Raw genomic sequence first — 19,635 nt, forward strand, 5'->3', positions numbered from 1 at the left:
TATGTACCATCGCTTACTTACAACATTACATCAAAAACCAGAACACGTACGACAAAAAATTGCTCTTGTTAGTGCGATTTGTGTGACTGCTGTTATCGCTCTTGTTTGGATTAGTACGTTTCGCATTCATCCAGTATCGTCTTCTGCTGCGACTGCAATCAAACCACTCCTGCTCTTGAAAGAAGGTTTTGTCGGCATGCTACATACATCAGGATCAGGACTTGCAAATATTAAAGCCGGCTTTGATCAGCAATCACAACTAATTGTTCCAGGTAATTAATTCATATGGCAAAGAAAACTAATGAACCAATAGTTCCCGAACTTGCACCGCGACAAAGCGTGGTGGCGATGAATATTACGACAGAAATGAAAGATTCTTTCATTAGTTACGCCATGTCGGTTATTACTGACAGAGCCCTGCCGGACGTCAGAGATGGGCTCAAGCCTGTGCATCGACGTATTCTCTATTCCATGCATGAAAATGGCCATACAGCGAGTGCGCGAACGGTCAAATCTTCCCGCATTGTGGGAGACGTGCTCGGTAAGTATCATCCTCACGGCGACGCATCTGTCTATGATGCTATGGTTACGATGACACAGGAATTTTCTACGAGGTACCCACTCATTATTGGTCAGGGTAACTTTGGTACGATTGATGGTGATAATGCTGCTGCTATGCGTTATACAGAAGCTAAAATGTCACGAATTTCAGGTGAGCTCTTGCGGGATTTAGATAAAGAGACAGTAGATTTCAGGCCAAACTATGACAATACGCGCAAAGAACCAGTTGTGTTACCGACGGCCGTACCTAATTTGTTATTGAATGGAACTCTGGGAATTGCTGTTGGTATGGCGACAAGCATTCCGCCGCATCATTTGGGCGAAGTCATCGATGCAACATTGCATTTGATTGATTCACCAGAAGCAACTACAGAAGATTTGGTTACCTATATCAAAGGCCCAGACTTTCCAACCGGTGGTGTTATTTTTGATCAAAAGGAAATTTTACGTGCCTATGCAACTGGCCGCGGTGGTGTGGTAACTCGTGGTGAAGCTGAAATTACAGAACAAAAATCTGGTCAAGCACAGATCGTGATTACATCACTACCGTATCGAGTCAACAAAGCAGACCTTATTATGCATATGGCAGATTTGATTCGTGAGAAGAAACTCGAAGGCATCAAAGATGTTCGTGATCTTTCAACCCGCGATATACGTGTGGTGATCGATTTGAAAAATGGCATTCACCCACAGAAAGTATTGAACTTTTTATACAAACATACACAGCTTGAGAATACATTCCATTTCAATATTGTGGCTCTGGTTGATGGCGTACCGCAGACGTTATCCTTGAAATCATTGCTAACAGAATTTATCGCTCATCGCGATATTGTGGTTCGCAAACGTAGTGCCTATGATCTTCGCAAAGCCCAAGAGCGAGAACATATCCTGTTGGGTCTTAAAAAAGCGCTTGATCATATCGATAAGGTTATTTCAGTTATTCGTGCATCAAAAGATACAGCAATTGCTCGAGAAAATTTGATGAAAGAGTTCAAATTCTCAGAACTTCAGGCAATCGCAATCTTAGAGATGAAATTGCAAAAGCTTGCTGGACTCGAAAGAAAAAATGTTGAACTTGAGCTCAAAGAGAAACAAGAATTAATTGCATTTTTGACAGATCTTTTAGCACATCCAAAAAAGATTATGGCAGTTGTTGCCAAAGAATTAGCAGAAATCAAAGATAAATATGCGGATGAGCGCCGGACAAAAGTCATCAAAGGTGGCGTCAAAGCAATAAGCGATGAAGATCTAATTCCAGAGAAAGAATCAGTCTTAGTTTTTACTGAAGGTGGTTATGTCAAACGCACTGACCCCGTAGAATATCGTAGCCAAAAGCGTGGTGGAGTCGGTGTCATAGATCTCGAAACCAAAGAAGAAGATTTCGTTACGATGCTTTTAAATACCAACACGCACAGTGATCTTTTATTCTTTACGAATTTAGGTAAAGCCTACCAGATCAAGATGTATGACATTCCCGAAGGACGCAAAGCAACCAAAGGCAAATCAATTATGAATTTCTTGTCGCTTAGTAGTGATGAGCGAGTCATGTCAATATTACCTGTCGGTAAAGCTGAAAAAGGTAAAGAACAATATCTGATGCTCGTCACAGCTGGTGGTACGGCCAAGAAAATGGCGTATTCACAATTCAAAGAAGTCAGACGCAGTGGTATCATTGCTATCAGACTAGATAAAGATGACTCACTTAAAACTGCCCTCCTTATTGAGCGAGGGGATGAAGTCATGCTCGCTACTCGCGGTGGACAATCAATCCGCTTTAAAGAAAGTGATATTCGTGAAATGGGGAGAACGGCTGGAGGTGTACGGGCGATGAAGCTCAGCAAGACTGATACGCTCGTAGGAGTTGATGTTATCAAAAAAGATACCGCTAAAGATGCAGCACTGCTCGTCATGAGTGCCAATGGTCTCGGTAAGAAAACCAAGTTATCTGAATACAAAGTCCAGAACCGTGGTGGCTCCGGCATCAAGACCGCCAAGATAACTCCAAAGACTGGTCCACTCATTGTTGCTAAAATAATTACTATCGAAGAAGAATTAATCGCTATGTCAAAGAAAGGTCAGGTACTCCGCACTGAACTCAAATCAATTCCATCGCTCGGACGACAAACTCAAGGTGTTACTATTATGAAACTTCGCGCAGGGGATGGTATTGCATCGCTGACATGTTTCTAGAATATTTTATTAATTAAATGAAATGTACCAAATTAAAAATTTCGAACCGAACACTGTCTGAGTCCCGTCTTACGGGACGAGTTTGAGAGGAGAGAAATTTTTAATTTGGTACATTTTCTAACTTAGCGTATATGGAATTCATTGACCCAGCCTCAACAATAAAATATCTCGAATTAGCTGATACGATGCATGTGGCTGACATGGGATCAGGTTCAGGTCACTACACAATCGCCCTTGCGAACATCGTCAAAGCGGGCAAGGTGTACTCCTTTGAAGTGCAAAAAGAAGTATTGGAGCGATTGCGCCATGAACTTCAAAGTCTCCATATTACAAATGTTGAATGCCTATGGGTTAATATGGAGAAAATGAATAGCACGAAACTTGCTGACAATTCACTCGATGCTGCGGTAGTCTCAAATGTGCTTTTCCAGATTGAAGATACGTTTACCTTTATGAAAGAAATTGGGCGAATCATTAAGCCTGGGGGTAAAGTACTCTTTATTGACTGGTCGGATTCTTTTGGTGGCATGGGACCAAAGAGTGATGCAGTCATTACCAAAGACAAAGCGATTGCATTATTTGCCCAAGTCGGTTTTAGTGTCGGCAACGATGTTCCATGCGGATCGCATCATTACGGCGTACTATTTCGCAAGCAATAAACTGAGTTAGTAGATTCTCTTTACAAAAAGTACTATACTAGTAGTATACATTTTTAGCATAACGACAAATGTATACGTTGTCATACCTAAAATTGCATGAATAATTTTCAAATTGGTCTGTCGATTACTTTTGTTGTTGCTTTTGTTGTTGCTGTAGCAATTTTTGCTGGAATTATTAAAGTTCCCACAAAGGCAAGCAAGGCTGTTGGTGGTGCTGAGGGTCAAGTCGTCATGTGGGGAACACTCGATGGTGGTGTATTAGCAAAGCCCCTTGAGGATTTTAATTTCAAAAAGCCGTATAACGTCAAATACGTCAAGAAAAATATTGAGACTTTGGACCAAGAATTACTCGAAGCACTAGCCTCTGGCAAGGGTCCTGATCTTGTCCTCATGCCATCTGAACTTCTCTGGCACTTCAAAGATAAAGCGTACATGATTCCCTACACTGGCTATAGTGAGCGATCGTATCTAGATACCTTTATACCTGAGGCAAATATGTACCTCTTTAAAGATGGAATATTGGCACTACCGTTTAGGATTGATCCCTTGGTGTTGTATTACAATCGGGATTACTTTACCAACGCTGGTATAGTCAATTATCCACGAACATGGACTGATGTCATTACTGATGTACCGTTACTTACCAACAAAGATGCCAATGGCAATATTATCCGCAGTGCTATCGCGCTCGGAACGTTTGGTAATACAACACATGCCAAAGCAATCATGTCAACACTACTTTTCCAAGCTGGGAATCCAATCATGAGTTATGACAGAAATGAGGATACAATCAATCCAACATTCAAAGGTAATTTTTCTGGTAAAGCATCAGAAGATGCGCTAGCCTTTTACCAAAGTTTTGCGAACCCAGCTGTTAGTAATTATTCTTGGAATGCTGTTTTCCCGAATGCACGTGATGCGTTCGTGGCTGGTGATGTTGCGATGTATATAGGATACGCGAGTGAGCTCACATCACTGCATGATAAAAATCCAAATCTTAATTTTGACGTCGTCACTATTCCTCAGACAGCGGAAGGTGATACGAAGGCAACCTATGGCAATCTCGAAGGGCTTATGGTGATGAACTCATCTCGAAATCTTACAACAGCCTATGTTGTAGCGGCGCTTCTTACGGGAAAAGATTTTATGAATACGATTATTCCAAATTTGCTACTACCACCAGTGCGTCGTGATTTGTTGGCTGAGCGTCCTACTGATCCGGCGCTTCTTGTGTTCTATACTGCAGCATTGAACGCTCGAGGGTGGATAGATCCAAATACCAAAGAAACTGATGCGATTTTTGCAAAAATGCTTCAGGATATTACAACTGGCATAGCAACACCCGCACAAGTGTTGACTGATGCGCAAGCTACATTATCTTTATATCTAGGTAAATAATATATGAAACTAAAACACCTCCTTGTTACGCTTATGTTCGCTGCTTCTTTCGTTGCAGTGCCAGTTTTTGCAGAACCTACGTATGATGCTTCGAAAGGTCTCGTGCCGTGTGGGGGCTACAACCCGGACGGGAGCGAGCAGGCAATGTGTACCTTTACTGACATTATGATTTTGATTAATACCGTCATTAATTTCTTGATTTTTACATTAGCTCTACCGATAGCGGCCATCGTCTTTGCATGGGCAGGATTTATATTTATTACTGAAGGCTCAAATCAATCCAAACGCACACAAGCAAAAAATATGATGATAAACGTAGTTATCGGCCTGGTGCTGGCGCTTGCATCATGGCTCATCGTGAAGACGATCTTGGTGTCATTAGGAGTTAAAATTAATTTCCTTGGTATAGAAATGTAAGGTATACTTATGTATATGAAAAAACTTCTTAGTTCGATTGTAGTGATTGTAATACCGGTGCTCTTTGTTATGGGACTTGCGAGTATTGTCTATGCACTCGATGCTACATCAACTGAAAGCATTAGTCTCGATATAAATATTGCAAACCCGCTCAGTTCTGAAATTGATACATTGCCAGCATTCGTCGAGGAAATACTTCGTATTGTGCTTAAGATTGGTATACCGATCGTCGTTATATTTATCATTTATGCTGGCTTCCTTTTTGTGACAGCTACAGGCAATGCAGAGAAACTAAAGACTGCTAAAGCTACATTGCTGTATACACTCGTAGGTTCTGCGATCCTATTAGGTGCGTGGGTTATTGCGGAAGCTATCCAAGGCACTATTAACCAGCTCGGCGCGTAATATGCTAGATCTATTTGCTAAAACTGCCTTCGCTGATCTAACTGGCGGCAAAGCTGCTGTAACAGCTTCGTTTTGTCCCGCTAGTATCAAGACTGTCGCTGACTTTCTTAATTTCTTTACTTGCCTTATTAGCAAATCAGTTATACCGCTTTTGATCGCAGCCGCACTCATTTGTTTCATCTGGGGTATCCTTACATTTATTTTACATGCTGATGATGAGACCAAGCGCAAAGAAGGCAAGTTGTTTATTATGTGGGGCATTATTGGGCTCTTTGTTATGGTCTCGATTTGGGGATTGGTGAATATTTTGGTTAATACGTTTGGTACAGCTAACGTTATTCCACTACTACCGACGAATTATTAGTTGTGTTTTAAGCATGCTCTAGTATACTTAATCCATATACAGCTTATCTCATCCTGGTCGGAGAGAAGGCAATTATTAATAAAATTTAGGAACTGTTTTTATGACAATTACATCAGTCTTACTTAAAATTGGAGGTATATTAAATGTTATCATTCCAATATTGATCACCTTAGGTGTTATCTACTTTATCTGGGGTGTTATCAAATACGTTACAGCGAAAGATGAAGAGCAGCAGAAAGAAGGCCGCACAACCATAGTTTCTGGTATCGTCGGACTCTTTGTTATCGTAGCGATTTGGGGTCTTGTTGGCATTCTTCAGAATACACTTTTTGGCGGAGCAACTAATAACCAGCTCAACACGAACCAAATTCCTTGTATTCCAGGAACAGGTGGTAACTGCTAATATGTTTCTTGATCTCATCAAGAGGGCATATGCAGCGGGTCCAATCGAGAGTTCTGTTGATTCGCTCCTAGCGAAAATCAATAAAGTCATATTGAATCCACTCATCATTCTCATGTTCGCTGTTGCGCTGGTCTACTTCATGTATGGTGTCGTTGAATTTCTCGCGAACTCAACCAGTGAAGATGCTAGGAAAACAGGCAAGGCTCACATGCTCTACGGAGTTATCGGTATGTTCATTATGATTGCGGTGTATGCGATTATGAATATTATCGTGAACACACTCGGAGTCACGAATATCAATATTCCAAATCCACGTTAGATATTGCATGGTATAGAAATAAAAAAAGCCGCTCTCAGAAATGAGGGGCGGCTTTTGCTGTAATAAAAATTCTTTTTAATGGGGGAATAATGGTGTCCATGTACCTGGACTTACACGAAGTTTAACCGTGTTGTTGTCTGCGCTATCCTCAAAAGGAGTCACGAAGCCAAGTACATATGCACCAGCAGCTCCTGCAGCTTTAGCTTGGTCATATGCCATTTGCATTGCCTGAATTGGCTGCGATCCATCATCACTCAACCTTACTGTAAATACCGGCCATGGATTATTTGAAATTGAAGACTGTAATAATCCAAGCACGCTGGCATTTAACGGCCACACATTTACGTTCCACGTATCTCCCCAAGGGCGTGGTGCGCTTGTTGAAATATATACATAAAATTGTGCTGGTTGATTAATACTGAATGCACAGGAGATCTTTCCTGTATAGTCATGAGTATAGAACCACTCACCGTTTGGTGAAGTGTTCGGGGCTACCTCTCCACCTATTCCAAACAGCTCGCTGCCTTTCGTGCAGCTTGCAAATGATAATGTAACAAAAACAAAAGTAAGAATTTTTATTGAATTTTTCATAGTGTATGGTTTTTTTGAAAGGTTTAGAATGAATGATTCTAGGCACAAAGATGTGCTCACAATCATTCACTCAAACCAAAACCAAACTACGAAGTAATGAACCTTTCTGATATAAGTATAGCATATACAACTATAAATGTCAAGTAGCTGTGATATCTAAAATGCTTTATAAAATAAGGCTTATTTGCTAGGATAGGAGAGTGAAATTAACTATTCTCATCCCTTGCTTCAATGAAGAAAGAACTATCGCAACAGTTCTCGAAAGGGTAAAAAAGGCTCCGATTGGGGATGTAACAAAAGAAATTATCGTAATTGATGATGGTTCGACAGATAAGACCAGAGATATTCTTTTGAGCTATCAAGATGATGCAGTAATCCAAGTCGTACATCATGCGGTAAATGAAGGCAAAGGCAAATCAATACGTACAGGACTTGAGATCGCAACAGGGGATATTGTTTTGATCCAAGATGCAGATCTTGAGTATGATCCCAACGAGTATATGAAACTTTTGGAACCGATGCTTCATACTAACGCACCTGTTGTATATGGTTCGAGATATATGACCCCTCTATCAAAAAATCTTCGACCTTGGGGAACAGGATTTATTACAGAGGTAACTAATGTGTTGTATGGCTCAAAACTTACTGATGAACCGACATGCTACAAATTATTTACAAGAGAAGTAATCAAAAATATTACATTTGAAACATCTGGTTTTGCGTTTTGTCCAGAAGTAACAGCAAAAATCCTAAGAAAGCATATATCTATCGTTGAAGTACCGATAACATATCATCGCCGTACTAAAAGTGAAGGCAAGAAGTTATCGTGGTTTCGAGATGGTTTTGGTGCATTGTGGACACTTATAAAGTATCGAATTGTTGACTAAACAGAAAATAATTTTCGGCGTGGATTTTTAAGAAGACGGATATTTTCTTGCTAGAAAATTCCTCGTACTCGGCTCGCCAGCCTCACAAGCATCTTAAAAATCCACACCTCAACAATAAGTATCGACTTATATTATTTAAGGCTATACACTCGGACATTGGGGAATGTCGCGTCTTCGAATACTTTAGTAAATCTGGGGTCATTTTCCAAAAGCTTTTGAAATGTTGGCTTGTTTTTATTTTGTAAGAAATAACGCGTATCAATAAAGACAAATTGGGTCTTTATTGTATCTTGTAGGAATGCGTATGCATCTTCGCCTTGGCTGCATGTTGGTTCACCACAGATAAGCTCACCAGAGTTTAGGTGGAGCATTTTATAATATAGTGTCTCATCATGCATATAGGTAAATGTCGGATCAAGGCCGCTGGTGTACTGAAGTGTTGGGTTAAAGAAAAAGAGTCCCGTAAACATACCAAATCGTGGTGTGTAGATGATTGATCCTGGGATTACATGAGTTTGCAGGTATTCGCTCGCACCCTTGTACATAAGGTAGCTCGGTGCCTTTCTCTCTGTACGGATCATGCTGGTGGTTTGAGCGACAAATATAAGTGCCATAAAAAGGAATGCCAGTATTCTAAACTTTTTTGCATGGTCGATGAACATTCTGTATAAGACACGTAGTAAGTCTTGGAATTTATGATGTATAGCAGTGACTTCGTATATATCCTGTTTAAGGATCGGTATATACAAAGTGATAGTTGTCAGTACATATAGTAATGCAAAAGGAAATGCGTATTCAATCGTGCGTTCAACAACAAAAAATCCAATAACGAACGAACTAGCCAGGCAAAATAAAAACCACGTTGTAAAAGATACTACTCGTTTGCCGCGAGTGAAAAGTATGTAGAGTGTTGTCAGGAAGCATATAGCAAACAATGCTACCCAATATTCGTGGGCAATATTGCCTAGTGCATTGCCAAGTTCTGCTGGTTGACCTGGGGTATCGGTAAATATCGTTCTATAAATCGTGAGTATATGCACCAGGTAGCCATTGTACAGGTACTGGAGCGAATCTGGTCGGGTAGCTATACCGACGGCAAGTGCTGCAAAAGAGATAAGTAGTGGTTTTATTGATACAAGAAAAGATTGCTTGCCATGATAGAAAAGTGACGCAAGGAAATAAATTCCTGGTGGGATAAGAATTAAAAATGAGGCAGAATAAAAGAATGGAAATAGAAAAATGGATAGAAATAACCAGGTGTATCTCTGCCTTACTAAGCAGGCAAAGACGATAAGCATAAAGATAATCGAAATCGTATGCGGCCGCTCTAATAAAATACGGAAGCTAAAAATATGTGAAACAGCAAAAAGGAGAATCGTCCCTATGAGTGCAGTTGGGATTTTGCTGAGTCTGCTATTGATTAAAAACAGACATCTGGAAATCACTAAGTAAAACGTCAGGAATAGTAATCCGTTAATGAGTGAATGATATATTTTATCTCCAATTATGAGCGCCTGGTAGTTATCTCCTTGGAAAAGGAATGTAAAAGGTGCCATGGTGACGTGATAGAGCGCATAGAGATTAACAGGCTTATCGGAAAGGGTAGAGAATACTGGCATCAGTATCGTTTCGTTACTCCAGATACTTGCAGAACGCATCGCATGATAGTACGGATCATCGGCAGATGATAGTGAGAAGGATTGGAGGCGAATACAGAGTGTAAAGAGAAAGAAAAAGAGAAATACAGCTAGCGGAAAGAACTTTTGATATTTCGTAAGGTTATGAGATATAGCCATATCCCATAATAGCCCAAAAACCTTTATTTCCAATCTATTATTGACAAATAGGTATATTTATGATATTATGTTGTCTATATAGGTACTTTGACAAAGGTTGCATGTAATCAGTTTTGTCTGTCTCAAAAAGTAACAGAGATTGATAAACCTGATTACATTTCTAACCTAAAATAAAAAATACATGAAAAATCAAATCCTGTTTTTCTTTTTGTTGATTGTAATTCTTACTTCATGCAATAAAAAAAATGATACATCAGCAGATGGATCAACGTTTGTTATTTCTGAAAGAAACAGCAAATGGGCAATTCATAAAGCAACTGATTCTGGTGTATATCGATATGATAGGGTTTATGATTTATACCTGAATGAAAATATGGATAAAACAATTCACCAGAATGCAATCGTAAAAAAACGAGATGCATATCCAACAAATTCCGATTATTTTTTTGTCACTGAAATTGCTGACCCAAAAACTTGGAAATCAATGTATGGGTTAGTTATTGACGACGAAGTTCTATTTGAACCGGGTCAATTTGACTCGTATGAGTTATTGGATGCAAAAGAAAACGGCGTTTTTATCAGAACAAAAAAAGGCACGGCGTATAGTGTGTATGATATTTATGGAGAGATCATAGTGCCTGCCACTGACAGTCTCCCGGATATTGCACGTTGGCAGGAGAGTGCTTTTATTGTTAATTCGACAAAAGGAAAGTTAGTCTACACATTCAGTGGACAATATAAATTTGGTCCATACGAAAATATATATTTTACTGATGGGTGTCTTAATTGGAGAAACAAAAATATCGCTGGACTCATTGATTTGAGAAATAATAATAATGCCTTCTCAATTGAAGATAATGATAAAGATATGACGTTTTATCGATATGATGGTCGAGGGAAATTTTTCCTTATCTCAAAAGAGAAAAGTAGTATGTGGGGAATTGTAGATAAAAAAGGTAAAATTATTATTTCACCAAATAATACTGGGAGGCGTTGTTTTGTTACAGACAGTATAGTTGCGTATATTGAAAAAAACTTTCTTACATATTGTACTCTGTATAATGGGCAATGCTACTCAACTGATATTAAAGTTAGTTCAGTTGGGGATAAGGCGCAAGATGGGCTCTTTACAGTAGCCTTTGACAATAAGACAGGTGTCTTTGATTTTAAGTCAAAAAAATTACTTCTTCCCATGGAGTATATAAGGGTGGATATTAATGAGAAAAACATTGAATGTAAGAAAAGTGTTGACGATGCGAAATGGGGAGTATTTGATTTTTCAGGAAAATTCATTATGTTTGACTACGTTTATTAAGAAGTTAGTAAGTGAACAGATCCTATGCATTCATGCATGGGATTTTTTATATCTGGTCCTTAACTTTTAATCAAAAATAAGCTATGATGCAAAAGCTATTCAATATATTGGATACATGCCGGGATGGCGAAATTGGCAGACGCACTTGCCTTAGGAGCAAGCGAGAGTAATCTCATGGAGGTTCAAGTCCTCTTCCCGGCACCAACGGCCTAGTCGCCAAGTGGTAAGGCAAGAGTCTGCAAAACTCTTATACGGCGGTCCGATTCCGCCCTAGGCCTCCGTTTTGATATTTAACATGCCCGGGTGACGGAATTGGTAGACGTAGGGGACTTAAAATCCCCAGACAGCAATGTCGTGCGGGTTCGATTCCCGCCCTGGGCACATTTATATTTCATAGATATACAACGTATGGTATCCGCGAGGCAATGAATATTTTTTTGTCTCGATCGGGGCGAGATCTTTAAACTTAAAGTCACATGAGACGATACGAGTGCCAGGCTTGAGTTCCTGCCTTAGTTTAGGTAGCAATGCATCCATAACTTTTGGTAAGAGGTACATAAAAATATGTGTGGCATTATGAATATCTACGTTAAAAAAATCTCCGTGGATGAGTGTTAGATTTCTCTTTGACCAAAAGGTATTCCAAAACTTTGCAGTGTAGTAGGGAAGGTCTGCCCACTCAACACCGACCGTATGGATAGTTTTGTTTCTTTTCATAGCGTAGCGAAGCGCTCGGCTGTCGCCACAACCGAGGTCATACAGGATGGCATCCGGAGACAAATGTAATTCCTCGTAAATATAGGGGAGCATTTTCTCTGGAACTGGCAGAAATGGGACCTTGGTTTTGGCTTTGCCTCGAATAAGCATAATGAGCGCTATGAGCTCAAAGAGGATAGTGATGATGAGGAGAGTAAGGAAAATATAGTAGAGGGTCATGAGATGATTTTTGAAATTAATACTTGCGACCCCGCCTCGGCACCGACGTGCCTGCGGCTCGCACAAGTCCATCTTTGTGGTCAGGAATAGTTTTCTACTGAAAACTTTCCCGACCCTGGCTCGCGCCGTCGCGCTCCGCCTCGCACAAAGTGCCCCGCACTTTGTGCGCCCGGTAGGAATCGAACCTACGACAATCTCCTTAAGAGGGAGCTGCTCTACCAACTGAGCTACGGGCGCAAATATTCTAATTACGAATTAGGAATGCAAAATCAGTATACCGAAAATTATAACAAAATCCAGTTATCGGTCTTTGTCACCAAGTAGAAGCTCATCAATCTTCTGCCGGTTGATTTCACCACCATCAATCATGGCATCCAAATAGGGGATGGAATGAGTTCGCATATGTTCCATAAGGTATGTTCGAAGTTCGCCTAAGTTGCGCTTGATAAAATCAAGCACTTGTTCGCGTTTAGAATCAGGAAGAACTGAAAGTAGTATTGTCGCACTTTTTTCATCCTGTGAGACGATCACTCTCGTTACTGAAACCAACGCATCTCTGTTACTGATAGTTTCAATAAATGTTGCTGCAAGTTCTCTAATAAGTTCTTCTATTCGATCGTGTCGGTGTGGATTATTCATAGATAGTTACAAAGGTTTCAAGTATGTCGCCAGCTGAGATTTCAACTTTTGATTCAATCAAAATGCCGCACTCGACGCCTTCGATTACTTCTTTTACTTTTGCTCTGCCTTGCTCGATGCCGACAATATTACCTTTGCCGATTTCGAAATCACGGCGAAGAATTCTTACTGTTCCGCCATCGACAATTTTACCTTCGGTAACCTTACCGCCAACGACTTGTTTTTCTTTTGTCTTACTGAAGCATTTAATAATTTTAAGTCGTCCAGTGACCGAGAGTACCTCCTTGCGGGGTTTACGTTTCTCCGCTTCTTCCTTTAGGAAATCATTCATATGGTAAATAACATCAAATAATTTGATGGTGACGCCAGTTTTCTCATTCAAGTCACGTGCGCGTGGATCTAGTTTCGTATTAAAGCCAAGAATTATTGTGGTTGGATCAGAGCCCGCGAGTCTAATATCGTTCTCGCCGATTGATCCGACTGTACTATCAAGAATTTTAAATTTCACTTCTTCGAGTTCGAGTTTTTTCAATTCTTTAACTACTGCTTCACTTGCACCTTGGACATCTGTTTTAATAATTATCGGAATAGTGACTGTGCCTACGGGAACACTATAGGCATCAGGTACAATCTTTTGATTGTTGGCGCAAAAATTTTGTACGCATGCATCAGCTTCTTTTTTAGTAGCAAAGGTCGCAAAGACACTACCAGCAGGTGGTAGCTCAGAAAATCCTGCAATAGCAATAGGAGATGATACTGTTGCACTATCGATGCTCTTGCCCGTATAGTCTTCGAAAATTCGAACAGGCGCACTTGCTTTGTCTGCAACAATAAAGCTTCCGCGTGTTACGGTGCCATTTTTAATGATGAGAGTAGATGATATGCCGCGCTTGCGATCAAGATGAGACTCGATAATCACACCAACGCCTGGGAGGGTTGGATCGGCACGCAATTCTTTTACTTCTGCAACGAGGAGTATGGTATCGAGAAGTTCAGGTATGCCATCGCCTGTTTTAGCTGATATAGGAACGACTGGTACATCACCGCCATAGCCTTCGAGGTAAATACCTTTTTCCGCTAAATCAATTTTTACTTTTTCAATATTGGCACCTGGCTTATCGATTTTATTAATAGCGACGATGAGTGACAATTTACTTTCGGAAATAGTTTGCCAAGCTTCTACTGTTTGTGCTTTGACAGAGTCTTCTGCTGAGACGACGAGTATGGCAATGTCTGCGGCGATCGCACCACGTTCGCGCATTTTGGTGAATGCTTCATGACCTGGTGTATCTAGAAAGGTAATTTTTTTATCTTTGCCTTCATGCTTCTGGATAACTTCGTAGGCAGATAAATGTTGAGTAATGCCTCCGGCTTCACCTGCGGTACTGTTCGACTTCCGAATAAAATCAAGCAAGGTTGATTTGCCGTGGTCGATATGTCCCATGACAACGACAACAGGGGGACGCTCTATGCTTGTAGGTGTAGTTGCATTTTTCATTATTGTTTACTGTTGGTTATTGCGTTTGTAACAACTGTACTCTCTTCGTCAGTAAGTTCATACGTTGATTCGCCGCGTACAATTGGTTTTGCGAATACACTCATTCGCTCTCGTGCATAGAGACTCGAAAGTACAATGCCATCGCCGTGTTCATCTGTTAGTGCAATCGCAAAACTTTGATTACTACCAGCATCAGGAAAAGGATTAAATCGAGTCATGGAAACGCCACGAATTGCTGTCGCGAGCTTGTGGTTAATCGTTGAGAGCTCTCCCTTTATCTGTTTGTTTTCGGATCGTATTTGGCTAATTTCTTGATTGAGTGCATTGATCTGTCCTTCGAGAGATTGTCCATCTTTACCGCGGAAAAACTTGGCTAGCCTGCGGTGGGTGTGTATAGTAAAAACAGCGAGTGCGATCGCAAGTAAAATGACTAATATGACGACAATAGTGATTGATTGCATTGAGACAGAGATTATATACTATAAATCGACTTTCGTAAAATGAAAAAAAACACTAATAAAAAAAATAAGAGGATATATCTTGACCATGCATCGAGCACTCCGATAGATACATCGGTGTACAATATTCTCACAAAAACGACGAAGACGTTCTTCGGTAACCCGAGTGCGCTCTACCTTGAAGGACAACAGGCAAAAAAACTGATTGAAGATTCAACAGCAAGTATAGCGAGACTTTTCGACATCCATGCAGATGAAATTATTTTTACAAGCGGCGGCACAGAAAGCGATACGCTTGCAATCCAGGGAGTCGTTCGGGGAATTATGACTGACGTTGCCTGGAAAAACCGTCGGCCACATATACTAGTAAGTGCAATTGAACATGTGGCTGTTTTAGAGACAGTGAAGCAGTTTACAAAGCAGGGGATTGACGTGACGTTGTTGTCGGTGACAAGCGAAGGTATTGTTGAACCAAAAAGTATTCGGCAGGCAATAACACCTGAGACGATTTTAGTTTCAATCATGTATGCAAACAATGAAATCGGCACTATACAACCAATTCGCGAAATTGCAAAAGAAATACGCCATGCAAGAAAGAAAAATAAAAGCTCATATCCATATTTCCATACAGATGCAGCCCAGGCAATCAATTATTTGCCAATTCGTATTCCTGCGCTCGGCATTGATATGCTAACCGCAAGCAGCTCAAAGCTATACGGACCAAAAGGTATTGGTATGCTCTATATAAAAAGAGGAGTTCTCGTTACTCCTATTTTATTTGGCGGTGATCAACAACAGGGATTGCGGCCTGGCACAGAAAGTGCACCGCTGATTGCTGCATTTGCTAAAGCGCTCGAAATAACAGAGAAAATAAAAGAAAAAGAAACGCTGCGATTGCTGGTACTTAAAAAATTTTTAACATTAGAACTCTTGCGAGCTTTCCCATCCATGCGTAGTAATGGAAGTAGTGAGGTGAGCTTGCCAAATATTCTCAATGTTACATTCCCGGGATTTACTAGTGAACTTTTGGTCATAGAACTAGACGCAAAAGGTATTTCAGTTTCTGCAAAGAGTGCTTGCAAATCTGATGACCCTGAAATCTCTCATGTGCTCGCTGCTATTGGTAAAAATACTCACGATGAGGGAAGTATACGCATAGCAATGGGCAGATCAACAACAAAAAATGAGCTGATACATTTTATTGCGTCACTTAAAACAATTTTTGCAAAATATAATACTGTACGTAAAAAATCCTAAATGCTATACTTTTAGTATGAATATTGAAGACTTAACAAAAACACAACTTGTCTTCCTCTTGCTTCTCATCACGTTTGTTACTTCGATTGCGACTACCATAGCGACCTATACGCTTTTAGGCACAACACCAGCATCAGTTACAAGTGTTATCAATCGTGTTATTGAGCGAACAATAGAGAAAAATCCAATTGAGGATACAGTAACACCTGTGCAGTCAGTTTTGGTGAGTGAGCAAGATAAATTACTTGCTGTTATTGCAAAATATAAAAATGCAGTAGTCACAGTTGCTTCATCTGTCAACACAGATTCGTATACAGGGACTGTACTCGATACACAAGGTCATGTCGCGATGGTTGATGTACTTAACTTCACTAACCCTTTTACTGTATCAATCAACAAAGAAATATATGATACGACATATGTACGGACCGAAGGAGATTTGGCACTGTATAGAATATTACCAAAGCCAGGCATAGCATTTACATTTGTGCCACTGCCAATTACTAGTTCACGGTCACCACAAATTGGGGAAGTTGTACTTTTCTTGGGACCTCAAGGTACATTTATTAATAAAGGTACAGTGACAAAAATTATAGGCGAAAATAGTTCTCAAGCATTTGAAACAACGGTCCCGTTGACCACTGAGCTTACTGGATTGCCGATATTTGGACTCGATGGGAAATTATTAGGGTTTGTTGATCATGACGCTTTACATATGCCTATAATTCAAAATCCAAGTAAGCTCACTGAACTGTTGCAACCATAGGCATTGACAAAATATTATAAAGTTTCATAATGTAGATTCAGTCATTAATACTTGACGCATTCGTTATACTATACATATGCAACCATTCAATAATTTCACAACAAAAGCCAAAGAAGCCATACGCAAAGCTCATGAGCTGGCAATCGAGCGTGGGCAAAATCACGTTAACTCGATTCACTTATTGACCGCACTTGTGTTACAAGAAGAGTCAATGGTTATTTCTGTGCTTGACCGACTCGAAGTAGATACGGTTCTCCTTACTGATTCATTGCTCGAATCGATAGAATCTGCTGAGTCACGTACTACAGTTTCACCTTCGTATCAAATATTTCTTACCCCTGATTTGGCCCAAGTGATCGAGCACTCAAGTAAAATTGCGCAGTATCTTAAAGATGAATTTGTTTCAACTGAGCACTTACTCGTTGCGATACTCGAAGTACCATCTGAAGCAAAAGAAATCATCAGTAAGTTTCGAATTACTAAAGAGCAAATACTTAAAGTACTCGAAGAGTTTAGAGCAAATAATATTACTGATGCTGAGACGCCAAAGAAATTCCGTGTCCTAACTAAATTTACAAGAAATCTCACTAAGCTTGCACGCGAAGATAAGCTGGATCCTGTGATTGGTCGTGATACGGAAATCATGCGCATTATGCAGATTCTTTCTCGTCGTACAAAAAATAATCCAATACTCATCGGTGAGGCAGGTACCGGCAAGACCGCTGTTGTTGAGGGGCTTGCACTTCGAATCACAAAAGGTGAGGTGCCAGAATCTTTAAAAGATAAAGAACTTGTTTCGCTTGATCTGGGGTCACTCTTGGCTGGTACTAAATATCGGGGAGAATTTGAAGAGCGTCTCAAAGCTATTATGAAAGAGATCGAGCGTTCTGACGGCAAGATAATTTTATTTGTCGACGAAATTCACACAATAGTTGGTGCAGGATCAACTGAAGGATCGCTCGATGCAGCAAATATGTTAAAGCCGGCACTTGCTCGGGGGGAACTCAGAGCTATCGGAGCAACAACACTGAAGGAATATCAGAAGCATATCGAAAAAGATCCAGCACTCGCACGACGATTCCAACCAGTCTTTATTGATGAGCCATCACCTGAGGATGCTATTGCAATATTGCGTGGGCTCAAGGAAAAGTATGAGTTATATCATGGCGTTAGAATTACAGACGATGCAATTATCGCAGCTGTCCAGCTTTCGTCGCGCTATATAACCAATCGCTACTTGCCTGATAAGGCAGTTGATCTGATCGATGAAGCATCATCGGCACTGCGGATCGCACTTGAGAACAAGCCACCACTACTCGAAGAGGCGCATCGGAAAATTATGCGACTTGAAATAGAAAAAGAAGCGCTTAAAAAAGAGCTTGAAGTTCATGAGTCAGATAAAGCTACCAAAGCTCGTGTCAAAATCATCGACAAGGAAATTGCTAATCTTAAAGAAAAGACTCGGGAACTTGAACTCAAGTGGCAAAATGAAAAGGAGACGGTTACTGAAATCAGGAGTATTAAGAAAGAATTAGAGGCACTTCGCCTCGAAGCTGAGTCTGCAGAAGTGCGAGCTGACCTAGGGCGTGCTGCAGAGATACGCTATGGCAAAATTCCAACACTGCAAAAGGAGCTTGAAACCAAATCAAATCGTTTGAAAAAATTGCAAAAATCACGCCGAATTCTAAAGGAAGAAATAATTGAAGAGGATATTGCTGAAGTGGTATCACGCTGGACTGGCATACCACTTGTAAAAATGCTCGAAGAAGAACGTACTAAGCTTGCGCGCATGGAAGCTGAACTTAAAAAGCGCGTGGTTGGGCAAGATGAAGCTATCAAAAAGATCGCTGATGTTGTGAGACGTTCACGGGCTGGGATCGCCGATCCAAATCGTCCTATCGGATCCTTTATATTTTTGGGCCCGACAGGTGTGGGAAAGACAGAGCTAACTAAAGCATTGGCTCAGTTTATGTTCAATGATGATAAAGCGCTTATTAGGATTGATATGAGTGAATATATGGAACGGCATAGTATATCGAAATTGCTAGGCTCTCCTCCAGGATATGTTGGCTACGATGAATCTGGACAACTAACTGAAGCCATCCGTCATCGCCCATACTCAGTGATACTTTTTGATGAAATTGAAAAGGCACATCCAGAAGTCTTCAATATACTTCTCCAGGTCTTGGATGAAGGTCGTATGACTGACGGAAAGGGAAGAGTGGTAAACTTCAAAAATGCGATTATTATATTGACCTCTAATAGCGGATCAAACTTTATCGATAAAATGGAATCAATGGGCTTTACCGCCAAAGATACTCAAGCTGAATACGCTTCTATGAAAGAGCGCGTACTAGAAAGTCTCAAAGATTACTTCCGCCCAGAATTTCTAAATCGACTCGATGAAGTGATTGTCTTTGATGTGTTATCTCCAGAAGTTATCCGACAAATCGTCACGATTCGAGTACAGCTGGTGATCGAGCGGTTGGGGCAAAAAGAAATTAAATTAGAATTAAGTGATGCGGCATATATGTATCTCGCTAAAGAAGGATACAATCCCCACTATGGTGCGCGCCCACTCAATCGTCTCATCCAGACGAAGATTTTGAGTCCTGTTGCAATGCATATCATCGAAGGTGGCGTTGGGAAAGGTGATGCCGTTATTGTCGATGTTAAAGACAATGAGCTTACAATTGAAACTAAGAAAATGAAAAGTAAAGCAAGGATTAAAAGTTCGATTCAAATGAGAAATTCAGAGCAAACAGTATAAAAACGA

General features: G+C 40.4%; 20 protein-coding genes and 4 tRNA genes. 17 read left to right on the top strand and 7 right to left on the bottom strand.

From position 1 onward, the window contains the following. Window position 1: 1 nt before the first annotated feature. The 9 genes from IPF86_03080 to IPF86_03120 all read left to right on the top strand — a co-directional run bounded on the left by IPF86_03080 (window position 2) and on the right by IPF86_03120 (window position 6,716). Window positions 2–280 carry a hypothetical protein gene (locus tag IPF86_03080; protein ID QQR50043.1) on the top strand — a complete coding sequence of 93 codons (279 nt, stop codon included), beginning with the start codon at window positions 2–4 and terminating at the stop codon, window positions 278–280. A 5-nt stretch (window positions 281–285) separates the two neighbouring features. After that, window positions 286–2,751, top strand: coding sequence for a DNA gyrase subunit A (gyrA, locus tag IPF86_03085; protein ID QQR50044.1), 2,466 nt, complete (start codon window positions 286–288; stop codon window positions 2,749–2,751). Between the two features lie 131 nt (window positions 2,752–2,882). Further along, complete coding sequence (locus IPF86_03090; GenBank protein QQR50045.1) at window positions 2,883–3,410, top strand: class I SAM-dependent methyltransferase; 528 nt, start codon at window positions 2,883–2,885, stop codon at window positions 3,408–3,410. Window positions 3,411–3,506: 96 nt separating this feature from the next. Then, window positions 3,507–4,808, top strand: a complete 1,302-nt coding sequence (locus IPF86_03095) for an extracellular solute-binding protein (protein QQR50046.1) — start codon at window positions 3,507–3,509, stop codon at window positions 4,806–4,808. A 3-nt stretch (window positions 4,809–4,811) separates the two neighbouring features. After that, window positions 4,812–5,225 carry a hypothetical protein gene (locus IPF86_03100; GenBank protein QQR50047.1) on the top strand — a complete coding sequence of 138 codons (414 nt, stop codon included), beginning with the start codon at window positions 4,812–4,814 and terminating at the stop codon, window positions 5,223–5,225. 15 nt (window positions 5,226–5,240) lie between these two features. Next, complete coding sequence (locus IPF86_03105) at window positions 5,241–5,630, top strand: hypothetical protein (protein ID QQR50048.1); 390 nt, start codon at window positions 5,241–5,243, stop codon at window positions 5,628–5,630. A 1-nt stretch (window position 5,631) separates the two neighbouring features. Next, window positions 5,632–5,994, top strand: coding sequence for a hypothetical protein (locus IPF86_03110; GenBank protein ID QQR50049.1), 363 nt, complete (start codon window positions 5,632–5,634; stop codon window positions 5,992–5,994). A 100-nt stretch (window positions 5,995–6,094) separates the two neighbouring features. After that, the gene (locus IPF86_03115) at window positions 6,095–6,397 is read left to right on the top strand and encodes a hypothetical protein (protein QQR50050.1); all 303 of its coding nucleotides are present in this window, start codon (window positions 6,095–6,097) and stop codon (window positions 6,395–6,397) included. A gap of 1 nt (window position 6,398) precedes the next feature. Beyond that, entirely contained in the window at window positions 6,399–6,716 is a 318-nt protein-coding gene (locus IPF86_03120) for a hypothetical protein (GenBank protein QQR50051.1), read from the top strand. Between the two features lie 75 nt (window positions 6,717–6,791). Here IPF86_03120 and IPF86_03125 read toward each other — a convergent pair whose 3' ends face one another. Next, entirely contained in the window at window positions 6,792–7,307 is a 516-nt protein-coding gene (locus IPF86_03125; GenBank protein ID QQR50052.1) for a hypothetical protein, read from the bottom strand. A gap of 200 nt (window positions 7,308–7,507) precedes the next feature. On the opposite strand from IPF86_03125, the gene IPF86_03130 reads away from it, so the two are divergent. After that, window positions 7,508–8,194: a glycosyltransferase family 2 protein gene (locus IPF86_03130; protein QQR50053.1), complete on the top strand. Its 687-nt coding sequence runs from the start codon at window positions 7,508–7,510 to the stop codon at window positions 8,192–8,194. A gap of 131 nt (window positions 8,195–8,325) precedes the next feature. On the opposite strand, the gene IPF86_03135 is transcribed toward IPF86_03130, so the two are convergent. Continuing rightward, window positions 8,326–9,990: a hypothetical protein gene (locus tag IPF86_03135; GenBank protein ID QQR50054.1), complete on the bottom strand. Its 1,665-nt coding sequence runs from the start codon at window positions 9,988–9,990 to the stop codon at window positions 8,326–8,328. 181 nt (window positions 9,991–10,171) lie between these two features. Here IPF86_03135 and IPF86_03140 point away from each other — a divergent pair, with 181 nt between their 5' ends. The 4 genes from IPF86_03140 (at window position 10,172) to IPF86_03155 (ending at window position 11,686) form a co-directional block, all read left to right on the top strand. Then, a complete protein-coding gene (locus tag IPF86_03140) occupies window positions 10,172–11,305 on the top strand; it encodes a hypothetical protein (GenBank protein ID QQR50055.1) in 1,134 nt (377 codons plus the stop codon). Between the two features lie 117 nt (window positions 11,306–11,422). Further along, a tRNA-Leu gene (locus tag IPF86_03145) sits at window positions 11,423–11,509 on the top strand. A 2-nt stretch (window positions 11,510–11,511) separates the two neighbouring features. Continuing rightward, window positions 11,512–11,583 (top strand) — tRNA-Cys (locus IPF86_03150). 19 nt (window positions 11,584–11,602) lie between these two features. Further along, window positions 11,603–11,686, top strand: a tRNA-Leu gene (locus IPF86_03155). 3 nt (window positions 11,687–11,689) lie between these two features. Here IPF86_03155 and IPF86_03160 read toward each other — a convergent pair. From IPF86_03160 to IPF86_03180, 5 genes are all read right to left on the bottom strand, one after another. Further along, the gene (locus IPF86_03160) at window positions 11,690–12,241 is read right to left on the bottom strand and encodes an SAM-dependent methyltransferase (protein ID QQR50056.1); all 552 of its coding nucleotides are present in this window, start codon (window positions 12,239–12,241) and stop codon (window positions 11,690–11,692) included. 164 nt (window positions 12,242–12,405) lie between these two features. Continuing rightward, window positions 12,406–12,478: transfer RNA gene (locus IPF86_03165), tRNA-Lys, on the bottom strand. A gap of 63 nt (window positions 12,479–12,541) precedes the next feature. After that, window positions 12,542–12,880 carry a ribosome-binding factor A gene (locus IPF86_03170; GenBank protein ID QQR50057.1) on the bottom strand — a complete coding sequence of 113 codons (339 nt, stop codon included), beginning with the start codon at window positions 12,878–12,880 and terminating at the stop codon, window positions 12,542–12,544. Continuing rightward, window positions 12,873–14,378, bottom strand: coding sequence for a translation initiation factor IF-2 (gene infB, locus IPF86_03175; protein QQR50058.1), 1,506 nt, complete (start codon window positions 14,376–14,378; stop codon window positions 12,873–12,875). Before infB ends, IPF86_03170 begins: the two co-directional genes overlap by 8 nt. Further along, the gene (locus IPF86_03180; protein ID QQR50059.1) at window positions 14,378–14,839 is read right to left on the bottom strand and encodes a DUF4446 family protein; all 462 of its coding nucleotides are present in this window, start codon (window positions 14,837–14,839) and stop codon (window positions 14,378–14,380) included. Before IPF86_03180 ends, infB begins: the two co-directional genes overlap by 1 nt. A 39-nt stretch (window positions 14,840–14,878) precedes the next feature. On the opposite strand from IPF86_03180, the gene IPF86_03185 reads away from it, so the two are divergent. The 3 genes from IPF86_03185 to IPF86_03195 all read left to right on the top strand — a co-directional run bounded on the left by IPF86_03185 (window position 14,879) and on the right by IPF86_03195 (window position 19,629). Continuing rightward, window positions 14,879–16,093, top strand: a complete 1,215-nt coding sequence (locus IPF86_03185; protein QQR50060.1) for a cysteine desulfurase — start codon at window positions 14,879–14,881, stop codon at window positions 16,091–16,093. Window positions 16,094–16,109: 16 nt separating this feature from the next. Continuing rightward, window positions 16,110–16,859: a hypothetical protein gene (locus IPF86_03190; protein QQR50061.1), complete on the top strand. Its 750-nt coding sequence runs from the start codon at window positions 16,110–16,112 to the stop codon at window positions 16,857–16,859. A gap of 76 nt (window positions 16,860–16,935) precedes the next feature. Next, window positions 16,936–19,629, top strand: coding sequence for an AAA family ATPase (locus IPF86_03195; GenBank protein ID QQR50062.1), 2,694 nt, complete (start codon window positions 16,936–16,938; stop codon window positions 19,627–19,629). The last annotated feature ends 6 nt before the right edge of the window (window positions 19,630–19,635 follow it).

This window comes from Candidatus Nomurabacteria bacterium, assembly GCA_016699085.1.
Classification (GTDB): Bacteria; Patescibacteriota; Minisyncoccia; order Phycocordibacterales; family UBA9973; genus CAZLWF01.